The organism is Pseudomonas taetrolens, assembly GCF_900475285.1.
Taxonomy (GTDB): Bacteria; Pseudomonadota; Gammaproteobacteria; order Pseudomonadales; family Pseudomonadaceae; genus Aquipseudomonas; species Aquipseudomonas taetrolens.
In genome coordinates, this window is sequence record NZ_LS483370.1 from 1,868,543 (window position 1) to 1,884,035 (window position 15,493).

9 protein-coding genes are annotated in these 15,493 nt (G+C 59.0%); 4 read left to right on the forward strand and 5 right to left on the reverse strand.

The window, feature by feature from the left end; all coding sequences use genetic code 11:
* Positions 1-66: 66 nt before the first annotated feature.
* The 3 genes from mapR to DQN55_RS08780 form a co-directional block, all read right to left on the reverse strand.
* On the reverse strand, positions 67-1,476 hold the full coding sequence (mapR, locus tag DQN55_RS08770) for a GntR family transcriptional regulator MpaR (protein ID WP_048383340.1): 1,410 nt from the start codon (positions 1,474-1,476) through the stop codon (positions 67-69).
* Between the two features lie 122 nt (positions 1,477-1,598).
* A complete protein-coding gene (gene ccoG, locus DQN55_RS08775; protein WP_048383341.1) occupies positions 1,599-3,020 on the reverse strand; it encodes a cytochrome c oxidase accessory protein CcoG in 1,422 nt (473 codons plus the stop codon).
* Between the two features lie 207 nt (positions 3,021-3,227).
* The gene (locus DQN55_RS08780) at positions 3,228-3,467 is read right to left on the reverse strand and encodes a DUF3203 family protein (RefSeq protein WP_048383342.1); all 240 of its coding nucleotides are present in this window, start codon (positions 3,465-3,467) and stop codon (positions 3,228-3,230) included.
* A gap of 105 nt (positions 3,468-3,572) precedes the next feature.
* On the opposite strand from DQN55_RS08780, the gene DQN55_RS08785 reads away from it, so the two are divergent.
* From DQN55_RS08785 to glgB, 4 genes are all read left to right on the forward strand, one after another.
* The gene (locus tag DQN55_RS08785) at positions 3,573-4,070 is read left to right on the forward strand and encodes an MgtC/SapB family protein (protein ID WP_048383343.1); all 498 of its coding nucleotides are present in this window, start codon (positions 3,573-3,575) and stop codon (positions 4,068-4,070) included.
* Positions 4,071-4,481: 411 nt separating this feature from the next.
* Positions 4,482-6,479: an alpha-1,4-glucan--maltose-1-phosphate maltosyltransferase gene (locus DQN55_RS08790; protein WP_048383344.1), complete on the forward strand. Its 1,998-nt coding sequence runs from the start codon at positions 4,482-4,484 to the stop codon at positions 6,477-6,479.
* A 57-nt stretch (positions 6,480-6,536) separates the two neighbouring features.
* Positions 6,537-9,887 (forward strand): maltose alpha-D-glucosyltransferase, encoded by a 3,351-nt coding sequence (gene treS / locus DQN55_RS08795; protein ID WP_048383345.1) that lies wholly within the window; start codon positions 6,537-6,539, stop codon positions 9,885-9,887.
* The gene (gene glgB / locus DQN55_RS08800; protein WP_048383346.1) at positions 9,884-12,100 is read left to right on the forward strand and encodes a 1,4-alpha-glucan branching protein GlgB; all 2,217 of its coding nucleotides are present in this window, start codon (positions 9,884-9,886) and stop codon (positions 12,098-12,100) included. Before treS ends, glgB begins: the two co-directional genes overlap by 4 nt.
* A gap of 82 nt (positions 12,101-12,182) precedes the next feature.
* On the opposite strand, the gene DQN55_RS08805 is transcribed toward glgB, so the two are convergent.
* Complete coding sequence (locus DQN55_RS08805) at positions 12,183-12,983, reverse strand: endonuclease/exonuclease/phosphatase family protein (RefSeq protein WP_048383347.1); 801 nt, start codon at positions 12,981-12,983, stop codon at positions 12,183-12,185.
* A gap of 218 nt (positions 12,984-13,201) precedes the next feature.
* Positions 13,202-15,364, reverse strand: coding sequence for a glycogen debranching protein GlgX (gene glgX / locus DQN55_RS08810; protein ID WP_048383348.1), 2,163 nt, complete (start codon positions 15,362-15,364; stop codon positions 13,202-13,204).
* Positions 15,365-15,493: the final 129 nt, after the last annotated feature.

Below are 15,493 nucleotides of genomic sequence, written 5' to 3' on the forward strand. Positions count from 1 at the left end.
TCGTAACGATTCACTCGGCAACGGCTACGAGCAATCCTGTAGCCGCTGCCGAAGGCTGCGAGGGCGCTAAAATGAGCGGATGATCTTGCCCAGGGTTTCCATGGCCTTTTCGCTCACCGCGTCCCAAGGGCTGCCGTAGTTCAGGCGAATGCAGTTTCGAAAACGCTGAGTGGCGCAGAAGATGGGGCCCGGTGCAATGCTGATGCCCTGGGCCAGGGCCATCTGGAACAGCTTGAGCGAGTCGACGTGCTCCGGCAGTTCGAGCCACAGAAAGTAGCCGCCCGCGGGCTGGCTGACTCGGGTCTGGGCAGGGAAGTAACGGGCAATGGCCGCCAGCATCGCGCTTTGTTGTTCTTCCAGTGCATCACGCAGCTTGCGCAAGTGGCGGTCATAGCCACCGTGTTGCAAGTAGTCGGCGATGGCGGCCTGGGCGGGCATTGAGGCGCACAGTGAGGTCATGAGTTTCAGACGCTCGATCTTTTGTGCGTAACGGCCTGCCGCCACCCAGCCAATCCGATAACCGGGCGCCAGGCTTTTGGCAAACGAACCGCAATGCATCACCAGCCCCTCGGTATCAAACGCCTTGGCCGGTTTCGGTGCATGCTGGCCGTAATACAGCTCGGCGTAGACATCGTCCTCAATCAGCGGCACCTGATGCTCGCGCAACAGCTCGACCAGGGATTTTTTACGGGCTTCGGGCAGGCTCGCGCCGATCGGGTTCTGAAAGTTGGTCATGCACCACACCGCTTTGATCGGGTGCCGTTCCAGGGTTTGCGCCAACACGCCGAGGTCAATACCGTCACGTGGGTGGACGGGAATCTCGACGGCCTTGAGCTTGAGCCGTTCCAGCACTTGCAGACATGCATAAAACGCTGGGGCTTCGATGGCCACCCAGTCACCGGGTTCGGTCACGGCCTGCAGGCACAGGTTCAGGGCCTCCAGCGCACCGTTGGTGATCAGCAGTTCTTCCATCGGCAGCATCAGCCCGCCGACCATGTAGCGCAGGGCAATTTGCCGGCGCAACTGCGGATTGCCGGGCGACATGTCCGTCACCACCATACGCGGGTCCATGTCACGGCTGGCCGTGGCCATCGAGCGCGCCAGGCGCTGCAGCGGGAACAGCATCGGGCTGGGGAATGCCGAACCGAACGGCACGGTGTGCGGATCCTTGATCGAGTCCAGCACCGAAAACACCAGCGCGCTGACATCTACCTGAGTGGGTTCGGTCGCATGGCTGCTGAATACTGGCTCGGAAAACGGGCTGGGGGTATTCACATTGACGAAGTAGCCGGAGCGCGGTTTGGCCCGAATCAGGCCACGGCGCTCCAGCAGGTAATACGCCTGAAACACGGTGGACGGGCTGACGCCATAGGTCTGACTGGCATAGCGCACGGATGGCACGCGTTGCCCCGGACCGAGTACCCCGGAGCGGATCAGCTCAGCAATATCATCGGCGAATTTTTCGTAGCGTTTCATGGGGATAAGGCTCGGCTGATCCTGTAGGCGAGAGGTTGCTCGCGGTAACTGCGGCACGGTCTGTCGGGGTGACCGTGGGCGATGCTATCGCGAGCAAGGCCGCACCTGCAGGGATTTATCATTCAACGATTGAGCGGAGCAACAAAACGGCTCTTGGCCACACTGCGCACATTTGGCTCGTCGGTATCGATCACTTCGAAGGTAATGGTCTGCGAGCTGCTGGTCGGGCGCTCGGCGAGCAGGGCGACGGACACCGGCACGTCGATGATTTCACCCGGGGCCAGGGTCAGTCCGGTTTTACCTTGCAGCTGGAAACCTTCAGCGTCCTGCAGTTGCACACGGTAGTGCTGCGTTTGTTGGGTCTTGTTGATGATTTTGAGGCTGTAGATGTTTTCAATCTGGCCCTGGCTGTTCTCGCGGAACAGCCCCCGGTCCTTGATCACGTCCAGTGACACCATCGAGCGCTGTTCAAGGGCTGCCATCAGTGCTCCGATCATGACCACCAGCACCAGGGCGTAGCCGATCAGGCGTGGGCGCAGCAAGCGGGTCTTGCCGCCCTGCAACTCGTGCTCCGAGGTGTAGCGCACCAGGCCGCGGGCATAGCCCATCTTGTCCATGACTGAATCACAGGCATCGATACACGCCGCGCAGCCGATGCATTCCATCTGCAAACCATCGCGAATGTCGATGCCGGTTGGACATACTTGCACGCACATCTGGCAATCGATGCAATCGCCCAGCCCGGCCTGTGCCGGCTCAACCCCGCGTTTGCGTGGCCCCCGGCTTTCGCCCCGGGCGACGTCATACGAAATGGCCAGCGTGTCCTTGTCAAACATCACACTCTGGAACCGGGCATACGGGCACATGTGCATGCACACCGCTTCACGCAGCCAGCCGGCATTAATGTACGTGGCGCCGGTAAAGAACAGCATCCAGAACAAGCTGACACCGGCCATTTCCAGGGTCAGCAGTTCCATCGCCAGTGGTCGGATCGGGGTGAAGTAGCCCACAAAGGTCAGCGCTGTGAGCACGCTGATCGCCAGCCACAGCGTGTGCTTGAGGGTGCGGCGCATGATTTTGTTCAGGCTCCAGGGTGAGGCCTGCAGCTTGATGCGTTGGTTTCTGTCACCTTCGGTGATCTTTTCGCACCACATGAACAGCCAGGTCCAGGTACTTTGCGGGCAGGTGTAGCCACACCAGACGCGTCCGGCAAAGACCGTAATCGCAAACAGGCCAAAGGCGGCAATGATCAGCAGCGCTGACAGCAGGATGAAATCCTGGGGCCAGAATGTGGCACCGAAGATATGAAACTTGCTCTCGGACAAATCCCAGAGAACGGCCTGACGACCGTCCCAGTTCAACCAGACGGTGCCGAAGAACAGCAAAAACAGAAAGCCTGCACCGAATACTCGAAGTGTGCGGAACAGGCCGGTGAAACTGCGGGTATGGATCTGGCTGTCACTGGACGTATGTTTGAGTTGTGTAGCCCTAGGGCGCGAAGCCTCAAAGGACTCAAGTCTCTGGACGGGAATATGTTCGCTCATGATCTTTCGCTCATCCGCCTCCATCAGGCATGAGCACTATGACCAGCGAACTGTTTGCATAACAGACTCAGCTATCTGAATAAAAAGCATATCAGATACTTGATGAGGCGGGCCGCGACAAGGCCTTCAGTCTCATTTAAGTCCTTGAATGGCAAGCCTTTGGCATTCAAGGGGCGAACGCCAAAAGCTGAAATTGATCAGGATCAATTAGATCGGTGAATCGCTGCTGGTAGCATTCAGGTGTTTTCTGCCATCGACGGCCCCGGCCACCGTCAAGCGATCCGCTTCATCTTCGGTAATGGCGATTTTCATGCCATTGATCGACGCCATGGACATGCGCGTTGCAGCATCTGTCACCACTGTGACGTCCTCTACGCGGACATGCTCGATACCTTCGGGGGAATCAACCCAGCAGGTGTTATCTGCCTCTTCTATCCTGATAGCCATGTCCGGTTTCCTTTTGGGGGGAGTTAAACCTTAGTCTCCTGGAAGTCGGTGGGGTTCGGATTAATGGATGAGCGGGCAGTGTGCTCATTGCCCCGGGAGACGCTCATGGACGCGTGGTGGCACGAGGTATGGCTGACGTTAGTCGCCGAGTTCGCCGACATTACCGATGCAAAACAAATCACCCAGATTACCGTCCGCTTGCTGATGGCGGCACTGCTGGGGGGCATCTTGGGGTTCGAGCGAGAGCAGCAAGGCAAGGCCGCGGGTGTGCGCACCCACATGCTGGTTGCCCTGGGTGCGGCCCTGTTTGTCCTGGTGCCGCAAATGTCCGGTGCCGAGGCCGATGCCATGAGCCGAGTCGTGCAGGGGGTCATTGCCGGTATCGGCTTTTTGGGGGCGGGCACCATTCTCAAAAATAAACTTGAAGGTGAAAGCGTTGAGCACGTCAAAGGCCTGACCACCGCTGCCGGCTTGTGGATGACCGCCGCCATAGGCGTATCCGCCGGGGTGGGTCGTGAGGCCACCGCGGTACTCAGCACACTGTTGGCCCTGGTTATCTTCAGTGTGATGCCCAGGATCGTAGACTTTCTGGAAAAGCGTTGACGTCACAGCCAGCACGCCGGTTATCCAGTGAGTCAAGCTCCGGTTCCCCGTATGGGCACCTTTTCATTGGGTGGATCGCCAATGGGATTCGGGTCGGCCGTCGGTGGCTCCTGCTCCGGTATGGGCTCAGGTTGCGAAGGCGGCAGGACAGGATCGTCGATATTGGGGTCCGGTGTTTCGGGAGGAATCGGAATATTCATCAAACTGGCCTCTTTGCTGCATGGTCAAGACTGACACTGGGTTGACCGCAACTTCGGAGACCTAGCTCACCTGCCGCGACCAACGGCGGAGCGCAAATCAATCTGAACTTTTGCAGCGCCTGCCGGTTCCCAATTCAATGCCCGGTGCACGGGCCGGACAGGGTTTGAAACGACCACACAGAAGCGTCCAAGGGCGTGAGGAGTGAGCTCGATGACTGCTGATTTACCTCAGGAACCCGATTCAAGCGCCGTCTTGCCTTTGGCTCAGGCGTTATTGATGCCCCGTATTGCAATTGAAAGCACTTCACCTGTGCTCGATGGCGGCCAGTTTGCCGCCAAGGCGACGGTGGGGCAGCAGGTGCCGGTGACCAGTAAGGTGTTCACTGACGGCCATGATCAACTGGCCGTGACCCTGTCCTGGCGCGTGACCGGTTCTGAGGCGTGGAACACGTCGGCCATGCAGTTTATGGGCAATGACACCTGGTGCGGAGCGTTCCCGGTTGAGGATAAGGGTCGCTACGTGTTTTTCATCGAAGCCTGGATTGATCGCTTCGCCAGTTTTTGCCATGAACTGGAGAAAAAACATCAGGCCGGTGTTCCGGTCAGCCTGGAATTGCAGGAAGGCCGCGTGCTGGTGCAACACGCCATAGAGTTAACGCAAGGGCCATTGCAGACGCAGCTACAGGCACTGCTGCGTGATTTGTCCGGCTTGCTGGAGACCGAACAGGTGGCGTTGTTTATCAGTGAGCACAGCACGCAACTGATGGCGCAGGCGCAATCGCGGGCGTATCTGAGTCAGAGTCCGCATTATCCGGTGGAGGTTGAGCGCGGGCTGGCGCAATTTGCCAGCTGGTACGAGCTTTTTCCTCGCTCGGTGACCGATGATCCGTCCCGCCACGGTACGTTCAATGATGTCCGGCAACGGTTGCCGATGATTCACGACATGGGCTTTGACGTGTTGTACTTTCCGCCGATTCACCCCATCGGCCGGCGCTATCGTAAAGGTCCGAACAATTCGCTGCAGGCGGGCCCCGATGATCCCGGCAGCCCCTACGCCATCGGCAGCGAGGAGGGCGGGCATGAGGCCATTCACCCGCAACTGGGCACTCGTGAAGACTTCCGGCGCCTGGTGGCAGACGCAGCCGATCATGGTCTGGAAATAGCCCTCGACTTCGCCATTCAATGCTCACAGGACCACCCTTGGCTGCAGCAACATCCGGGGTGGTTCAACTGGCGCCCTGACGGCAGTATTCGCTACGCCGAGAACCCGCCGAAAAAATACCAGGACATCGTCAACGTCGATTTTTATGCCCCGGATGCGATCCCGGCGTTATGGCTGGAGTTGCGCGATATCGTGCTGGGCTGGGTGGTCGAAGGGGTGAAAATCTTCCGGGTCGACAACCCGCACACCAAGCCCTTGCCGTTTTGGCAGTGGCTGATTGCGGATGTCCGCGCCGTCCACCCCGAGGTCATCTTTCTCGCCGAAGCCTTCACCACGCCCGCGATGATGGCGCGCCTGGGCAAGGTCGGCTATTCCCAGAGCTACACCTACTTCACGTGGCGCAACACCAAGGCTGAATTATCGGCGTACTTCACCGAGCTGAATCAAAGCCCGTTGCGCGATTGCTTTCGCCCCAACTTTTTCGTCAATACGCCGGACATCAATCCGTCGTTTCTGCATGACTCGGGCCGGCCCGGGTTTCTGATCCGTGCCGTACTGGCGAGCATGGGGTCCGGTTTGTGGGGGATGTACTCGGGTTTCGAACTTTGCGAGTCGGCGGCATTGCCGGGCCGGGAAGAGTACCTGGACTCCGAGAAATATCAGATTCGCCCCAGGGATTTCAGCGCCCCGGGCAACATCGTGGCCGAAATCAGCCAGCTCAACCGCATCCGGCGGCAGAACCCGGCCTTGCACAGTCATCTCGGGCTCACGCTGTACAACGCCTGGAATGACAGCATTTTGTATTTTGGCAAACGCAGCGCCGATGGCAGCAACTTTGTACTGGTGGCGGTGAACCTGGATCCGCACAACGTGCAGGAGGCGCATTTTGAACTGCCTTTATGGGAAATGGGCCTGGCCGATGACGCCCACACCGCGGGCGAAGACCTGATGACGGGTCATCGCTGGACCTGGTACGGCAAAACTCAATGGATGCGCCTCGACCCTTCGCAGCAACCCTTCGGTATCTGGCGCATAAAACCTCTTTAAAGGCATTGCCCGGCGGCCCTCAAGGCGCTGGTCAGTCGAAGACGACAGGTATGTCCCATGGCAAACAAGCCCGACTCGCAAAGCTTTATCAAAGACCCGCTCTGGTACAAGGATGCGGTGATCTATCAGGTGCACATAAAGTCTTTTTTTGACTCCAATAACGACGGAATCGGCGATTTCAAAGGCTTGATCAGCAAACTCGATTACATCGCCGAGCTGGGGGTCAATACGCTCTGGATTTTGCCGTTTTATCCCTCACCGCGGCGCGATGACGGTTATGACATCGCGGACTATCGTGGGGTGCACCCGGACTATGGGACGCTGGGCGATGTGAAGCGCTTTATTCGTGAGGCCCATGCTCGCGGCCTGCGGGTGATTACCGAACTGGTGATCAACCACACCTCGGACCAACACCCGTGGTTTCAGAAAGCCCGGCACGCCAAACCGGGCTCCAGGGCGCGGGATTATTATGTGTGGTCGGATACGGACCAGAAGTACGACGGCACGCGGATTATTTTTCTCGACACCGAAACCTCCAACTGGACCTGGGACCCGGTGGCGGGCCAATATTTCTGGCACCGGTTTTATTCCCACCAGCCGGATCTGAACTTCGATAATCCGCAAGTCATGAAAGAAGTGCTGTCCGTGATGCGCTATTGGCTGGACATGGGCATCGATGGCCTGCGCCTGGACGCCATTCCCTATCTGGTCGAGCGCGATGGCACCAATAACGAAAACCTGCCGGAAACCCACCAGATTCTTAAACAGATCCGCGCCGAGATTGATGCCAACTACCCTGACCGCATGCTGCTGGCCGAGGCCAATCAATGGCCGGAAGACACCCAGCAGTATTTCGGCGACTCCGATGGCATCAACGGCGACGAATGCCACATGGCCTTTCACTTTCCGCTGATGCCGCGCATGTACATGGCGCTGGCCCAGGAAGACCGTTTTCCGATCACCGATATCCTGCGCCAGACCCCGGAGATCCCGGCGAATTGTCAGTGGGCGATCTTCTTGCGCAACCACGACGAGCTGACCCTGGAGATGGTGACCGACAAGGAGCGTGACTACCTGTGGAATTACTACGCCGCCGATCAGCGGGCCCGGATCAACCTGGGGATTCGCCGACGTCTGGCGCCGTTGATGGAGCGCGATCGCCGTCGGGTTGAACTGCTCAACAGCCTGCTGTTGTCGATGCCGGGAACACCCACCCTGTATTACGGCGATGAAATTGGCATGGGCGACAACATTTACCTGGGCGACCGGGATGGTGTACGTACCCCGATGCAATGGTCGATCGACCGAAACGGCGGGTTTTCGCGGGCCAACCCGGCCAGCCTGGTGCTGCCACCCAACATGGATGCGCTGTATGGCTACCACTCGATCAATGTTGAAGCGCAAGCCAGCGACCCGCATTCGCTACTTAACTGGACCCGGCGCCTGCTGGCGGTGCGCAAACAGCAAAAAGCCTTTGGCCGCGGCTCTTTGAAAATGCTCTCGCCGAGAAACCGGCGGATTCTGGCTTACATCCGTGAATACACAGACAGTGATGGCAGCAACGAAACCCTGCTGTGTGTGGCCAACGTCTCACGCAGTGCCCAGGCCGTCGAGCTGGACCTCTCGGAGTTTGCCGGTCGCGTTCCGGTGGAAATGCTGGGCGGGAATGCCTTCCCGCCCATCGGCCAATTGCATTTCATGCTGACCCTGGCGCCCTATGGCTTTTACTGGTTCCTGCTGGCCAGTGAAAGCCAGATGCCGAGCTGGCATGCCGAGCCTGCGCACAGCCTGCCGGAACTGGTGACCCTGGTGCTCAAGGCTCGCCTCGAAGAGTTGCTCGAAGCGCCGGCGCGCACCACCCTGGAGCAGGTGACGCTCCCCGCATGGTTACCCAACCGGCGCTGGTTCGGGCAAAAGGACGTGCCGATCGAACAGGTCAGGATTATCTACGGCACACGCTTCGGTGAGGCGCGGCATCCTCTGCTGCTGACCGAAGTCGAAGTCACCTGCGGCCAGCAACAGTATCGGTATCAACTGCCGATGGGGCTGTTGTCCGAGGATCAGTTCAGCACCGCGCTGGCCCAACAGTTGGTGTTGACCCGTGTACGGCGTGGGCGTGAGGTGGGGTTTATCACGGATGCTTTCCACCTTGAACCCTTTGTCCGCGCGGTGATAGCCGGTCTGCAAAATGCCAGTACGGTCGCCAGCAGTGCGGGCGATATCTGCTTTCAGCCCATGCCCAACCTGGCGTCCCTGGCGCTCGATGAGCACAGCGAGATCCGCTACCTGACGGCCGAGCAGTCCAACAGCTCGGTGGTGATCGGTGGGTCACTGGTGCTCAAGCTGATTCGCAAGGTGAGCATGGGGGTGCACCCCGAGCTGGAAATGGGGGCTTACCTGACGGCCGCCGGCTACCTGAATATTTCGCCGTTGCTGGGTTCGGTCGTACGCCGCGATGGGGAGGGGAATGAAAGTCTTCTGATGATTGCCCAAGGCTATTTGAGCAATCAGGGCGATGCTTGGACCTGGACCCAGAATAACCTTGAACGCGCCATTCGTGATGAGCTGGCAGATGTTATGTCCGCCCATGAACAGCATTACAACGCCCTGAGCGAGCTGGCAGATTTCGCGGCCATTCTGGGGCAGCGTCTCGGTGAAATGCATCTCTTGCTGGCACGTCCCGCCCCGGACTCCGATTTTGACCCCGAGACCACCACCCTTGAACATGCGCGACGGTGGGCCACGCATATCGGCCACCAGGTCAAAGAGGCCCTGCAACAGCTTAAAAAACATCGGGCCGATTTGCCGCCAGCGGATCAGCAACGGGTCGAGCGGCTGTTGTCGCGGCAGCGTGCGATCACCGCCTACATCAAGCAACTGGCCGAGGATACCCTTGGCGGGCTGCGGATTCGGGCGCATGGTGACTTGCACCTGGGGCAAGTGCTGGTGGTCCAGAGCGATGCGTACTTCATTGACTTTGAAGGCGAGCCGACACGCCCCTTGTCGCAGCGGCGCGGCAAGCACAGCCCCTACAAGGACATCAGCGGCTTGCTTCGCTCATTTGATTATGCCGCTGCCATGGCGGTCAGCAATGTGCAGCAAGCCGACCATTCGATAGAGGCCGAGCAGGCGCGGCAACGGGTAGCCGAGCGCTATGTCAGCGAAGCCCGAAGTGCTTTGATTCAGGCTTATCGGCTGGCAACAGCTAGTCTTGCTCCGACGTGGAAAAAACCGGAAGGGCCAGACGCGGCACTGGCATTGTTCAGTCTGGAAAAGGCCGCTTACGAAGTGATTTATGAGGCGACAAACCGACCTGCCTGGATAAGAGTGCCTCTACAAGGTCTGAGTGACTTACTGAACCACCTGCCAGATACGGCGAAACCTTTACCGGATGGAGAGCAGTCATGAGTGTCAGCAACGTTAAGGGTTTGATGCCGGGGCGCCAGGACATTGAGGCACTGATCACCGCTCGGCACCGCGATCCGTTCTCCGTGCTGGGCCCGCATCCGGACGGGCAGGGCGGGCTGATCATCCGGGCGTTCCTGCCCCAGGCATTGAGTGTCAGGGTGCTGGCCCGCGGCTCGGGTGAGCAGATCGCCAGCCTCGACAGCACGCATGTCCCGGGTTTGTTCGTGGGCCACCTTGCCCGCCCCCAGGCGTATGAGTTGCAAACCAGTTGGGCCGGCGGCGAACACACCAGCGAAGACCCCTACAGCTTTGGTCCGTTGCTGGGTGAGCTGGACCTGTACCTGTTTGCCGAGGGTAACCATCGGGACTTGAGCCGTTGCCTGGGCGCGCAAGTGATGGCGGTCGATGGCATCCCGGGTGTGCGCTTTTCGGTATGGGCACCGAATGCGCAACGGGTTTCAGTGGTGGGCGATTTCAATATCTGGGATGGCCGGCGTCACCCCATGCGCTTGCGGCATCCGAGCGGGGTATGGGAATTGTTCATTCCGCGCCTGGAGCCGGGAGCAGCTTACAAATATGAAATTCTGGGCCCTCACGGGATCCTGCCGCTCAAGGCTGATCCAATGGCGCTGGCCACTCAGTTGCCTCCTGAAACCGCGTCAAAAGTGGCTGTGCCGCTGGCGGTGGAGTGGCAGGACGATGCCTGGATGCAGGCGCGGGCGGCCCATCAGCGACCTGATGCGCCGCTGTCGATTTATGAATTGCATGTGGGATCGTGGCAGTGCGAGGTCGATGATGCCGGAGACGTCGAGCGCCAGTACAACTGGCATGAACTGGCCGAGCGACTCATTCCCTACGTGCAGCAATTGGGCTTCACCCATATTGAGCTGATGCCGATCATGGAGCACCCGTTCGGGGGATCATGGGGGTATCAGCCCTTGTCACAATTTGCCCCGAGTGCCCGCTACGGCTCCCCGGATGACTTCGGGGCGTTCGTCAATGCCTGCCATCTGGCCGGGATCGGGGTGATTCTGGACTGGGTGCCGGCGCACTTTCCTAATGATGAACACGGTCTTGCGCAGTTTGATGGCACCGCATTGTATGAGTACGACAACCCGCTGGAAGGTTTTCACAAGGACTGGAACACGCTGATCTACAACCTGGGACGGACGGAAGTGCACGGTTTCATGCTGGCTTCGGCCTTGCACTGGCTCAAGCATTTTCATGTCGACGGGTTACGGGTGGATGCCGTGGCTTCGATGCTGTACCGCGATTACTCACGCGATGCAGGCGAGTGGGTACCCAACCGGCATGGCGGGCGGGAGAACCTGGAGGCCATCGACTTTCTGCGACACCTCAACGATGTGGTCGCCCTGGAGGCGCCTGGCGCGCTGATCATTGCCGAAGAGTCCACCGCGTGGCCCGGCGTCAGCAAAAGCACCGCAGAGGGCGGCCTGGGGTTTTCCTATAAGTGGAATATGGGCTGGATGCATGATTCGCTGCATTACATCCAGCAGGACCCGGTGTACCGCGCACACCATCACAATGAATTGAGCTTCGGTCTGGTCTACGCCTGGAGCGAGCGCTTTATCCTGCCGATCTCCCATGACGAAGTGGTACATGGCAAACACTCGCTGATCGACAAGATGCCCGGTGATCGCTGGCAAAAATTCGCCAACTTGCGGGCCTACCTGAGTTTCATGTGGGCCCATCCGGGTAAAAAACTGTTGTTCATGGGCTGCGAGTTCGGCCAGTGGCGCGAGTGGAATCACGATCAGCAACTGGACTGGTATTTGTTGCAGTACCCCGAGCACAAAGGCGTGCAGAAATTGATCGGAGACTTGAACCGGGTGTACCGCAAACACCCGGCCCTGCATGATCAGGACGATGTGGCGCAGGGCTTCGAGTGGTTGATCGGTGACGATGCCACCAACAGCGTTTATGCCTGGTTGCGCTGGAGCAAAGACGGCAAGCCGTTGCTGGTGGTGGCCAACTTCACCCCGGTACCGCGTGAGGGCTACCGCATCGGTGTGCCGTTCGCGGGTACCTGGGAGGAAGTCATCAACAGCGATGCCGACCTCTATGCCGGCTCCAACTATGGCAATGGTGGCGGGGTGAGCACGGACAACCGGCCGAGCCATGGCCAGAGTGTGTCAGTGGCACTCAACCTGCCGCCGCTGGGTGTGCTGATATTGCGCCCGCAAGAAGGCTGAAAACTCACCGTCGCTGCCGAAGCCCGGGATCCGCGAACCCCGGCGTTCGGCAGGAGACTGAGCGGTACGCAAGGGGCATTCGTTACAAATGCACGTCGACTGCCAGCGGCAGGTGATCCGATAAGTGCGTCCACGGCTTGTTGCCGAGCACGGTCGGGTTGTGGCTGGTGGCGTTGCGTAAATAAATACGGTCCAGGCGCAGCAAGGGCCAGCGTGCCGGGTAGGTCTTGGCCAGTTTTCCGTGATGACGCTCGAACACTTCGTGCAAGTCGTCACGCTGGGCGAGGGCTGCATTGCCTTGCAGTTTCCAGTCATTGAAGTCACCGGCAATGATCACCGGGTCCTTGGGCGGCAATGATTTGAGCAACTGATTGAGCAGTACGATCTGCAATTGGCGATGACTCTCAAGCAGGCTCAAATGCACGCAGATCGCATGCACCTGTTCGTGGCCGGGTACGTCCAGCACGCAATGCAGCAAGCCGCGTCGCTCAGGGCCGGTGATCGATATATCAAGGTTGCGATACGACTTGATGGGGTATTTGGACAGCACGGCATTGCCGTGATGGCCGTCCGGGTACACCGCATTGCGCCCGTAGGCGAAGTCGCTCCACATGCTGTCGGCGAGGAATTCGTATTGCGACATCACTGGCCATTGGTCATAGCGCGAGGCGTGTTTTTCGTGCTCTCCCAGCACCTCCTGTAAAAACACCAGATCAGCCGACGTGCTGCGCACGGCGTCACGCAGCTCCGGCAGGATAAAGCGCCGGTTGAAGACGGTGAAACCCTTGTGGGTATTCACCGTGAGTACCTTCATTCGATGCACATCAGGTGTTGGCGCAGGTGCAGGCGGTTCCAGGTTATTACCGACAATATCGAGGCTCATGGCATCTCCTGGGCTTTAAAACATACGCCGGGTTCGACTCGTAATGAGTTTAGCCGTTCCATGCCGGGTTTTTTATAGCGCTCCGGAGCGAGCTTGCCATTGACGTGGATCAAGATTGGCGAGTGCCTGCAGCGATCTCGGATAATCACCGAAGCCGCCTTTGGCCCTGCAGTCCAGGCGCGATGTGCAGCGCTTTAAAAAGTCGGGCAGGTCCATGCTCAGGCGTCATCCTCATGTTCCAGTTCGAACAGGGCCAACGAACGGCCATTGACGTAATAGGTGCTGTTGAAAGACAGGGTTCTGGTGCCTTTTGCCTGCGCATCGAAGGTGTCGAGGATGCCTCTCCAGCCCATGCCTTGCGGCACCTCGGGCAAGGTGAAGTCGACCCCGTCATGATGCGCGTTGACGATGATCAGCAACGTGGCGTCGGCTCCGGCACGCTGAACCCCGGACACCTGCGCCCGGCCATCGAGCAACATGCCGAGGCTGCGGCCCTGTGTGTCTTCCCACTGTTCGGTGGTCATTTCCGAGCCATCCGCGGCCAGCCAGGTGACATCCTTGACCCCCAGTGTCTCGTTGTAATGCCCGACCAAAAAGCGTCCGCGGCGCAGAATAGGGTAGTTTATGCGCAGTTTGATCAGGCGCTTGACGAAGGTCAGCAACGACTTGCCGTCCTGATCCAGGTCCCAGTTTATCCAGCCGATCTCGCTGTCCTGGCAATAGGCGTTGTTGTTGCCATGCTGGGTCCGGGCAAACTCATCGCCGGCCACGATCATCGGGGTGCCCTGGGCCAGCAGCAGGGTGGCAAAGAAGTTACGCATTTGCCGCAGGCGCAGGCTGTTGATCTCGGGATCGTCAGTGGGGCCTTCGACGCCATGGTTCCAGGACAGGTTGTTGTTGCTGCCGTCCTGGTTGCCTTCATCGTTGGCTTCGTTGTGCTTGTCGTTGTAGGACACCAGGTCGTGCAGGGTGAAACCGTCATGGGCGGTGATGAAGTTGACCGAAGCGTACGGCCGTCGGCCGCGTTGATTGAACAGTTCACCTGACGCGGTCATGCGTCCGGCAAAGTCGGCCAACTGGCCGTCATCCCCTTTCCAGAAGGCGCGCACGGTATCCCGGAAGCGGTCGTTCCACTCCGCCCAACCCGGCGGGAAACCCCCGACCTGATAGCCGCCGGGGCCGCAGTCCCACGGCTCGGCAATCATTTTGACCTGACGCAGCAACGGGTCCTGACGGCAAGCCACCAGGAAACTGTGGCGCTCGTTAAAACCGTCGTGATAACGCCCCAGAATGGTCGCCAGATCAAAGCGGAAACCATCGACATGCATCTCATGCGCCCAGTAGCGCAGTGAATCGGTGACCATTTGCAGCACGCACGGATGGCTCAGGTCCAGGGTATTGCCGGTGCCGGAATCATTGATGTAATAGCGTTTGTCCTCGGGCATCAGGCGATAGTAGGACGCGTTGTCGATACCGCGCATGGACAGGGTCGGGCCTTGTTCGTTGCCCTCGGCAGTGTGGTTGTAGACCACGTCGAGAATCACCTCCAGCCCGGCCTCGTGCAGGTGTGCAACCATCTCCTTGAATTCGGCAATCTTGTCACTGGCCAGGTAGCGCGGGTCGGGGGCAAAGAAGGCGATGCTGTTGTAACCCCAATAATTGGTCATGCCTTTTTGCAGCAGGTGCTGGTCATTGACGAATGCATGCACGGGCAGCAATTCGACGCTGGTCACGCCGAGCGTGCGGATATGTTCGATGACCTCATCCACCATCAAACCGGCAAAAGTGCCACGCACGGCTTCCGGTACGGCCGGATGACGCATGCTGATGCCGCGGACATGGGTTTCGTAAAAGATCGTGCGTTCCCATGGCACGACCAGCCGGTGGTCGTGTCCCCAGGTGTGGGCCGGATCAATCACTTTGCATTTGGGGACAAAAGGGGCACTGTCGCGCTCATCGAAGCTCAAGTCGGCATCCGGGTGGCCAATGGTGTAACCGAAGAGGGCTTCCGACCATTTCAGTTCTCCCACCAGCTGTTTGGCATAGGGATCGATCAGCAATTTGTGGTGGTTGAAGCGGTGACCGTTTTGCGGATCGTAAGGCCCGTAGACGCGATAACCGTAAATCAGCCCCGGATGAGCATCCGGCAGATAGCCGTGAAAGGTCTCATCGGTGTACTCGGGAAGCGCGATGCGCTCAAGTTCAACCTCGCCTGTAGCATCGAACAGGCACAGTTCAACTTGGGTGGCATTGGCAGAAAACAACGCGAAGTTAACACCGAGTCCATCCCAGGTAGCGCCTAACGGAAAGGGCAAGCCCTCGCGCAGCCGTGAGGGTTCAACGTCCGGTGTCTTGGGTGGCGATGGCTTGCGCTGGGTCATGATGGCTCCTGTCGGGTAATGCCAGTCAGTCGAGCGAAAAAGGTCTCTGCAGGAGCGAGTGAGCTCCTGCAGGTTCAGCTTTCAGGCGTCACAGTCAAATGACCGCCACCTTCCAGTGGCCATCAACGG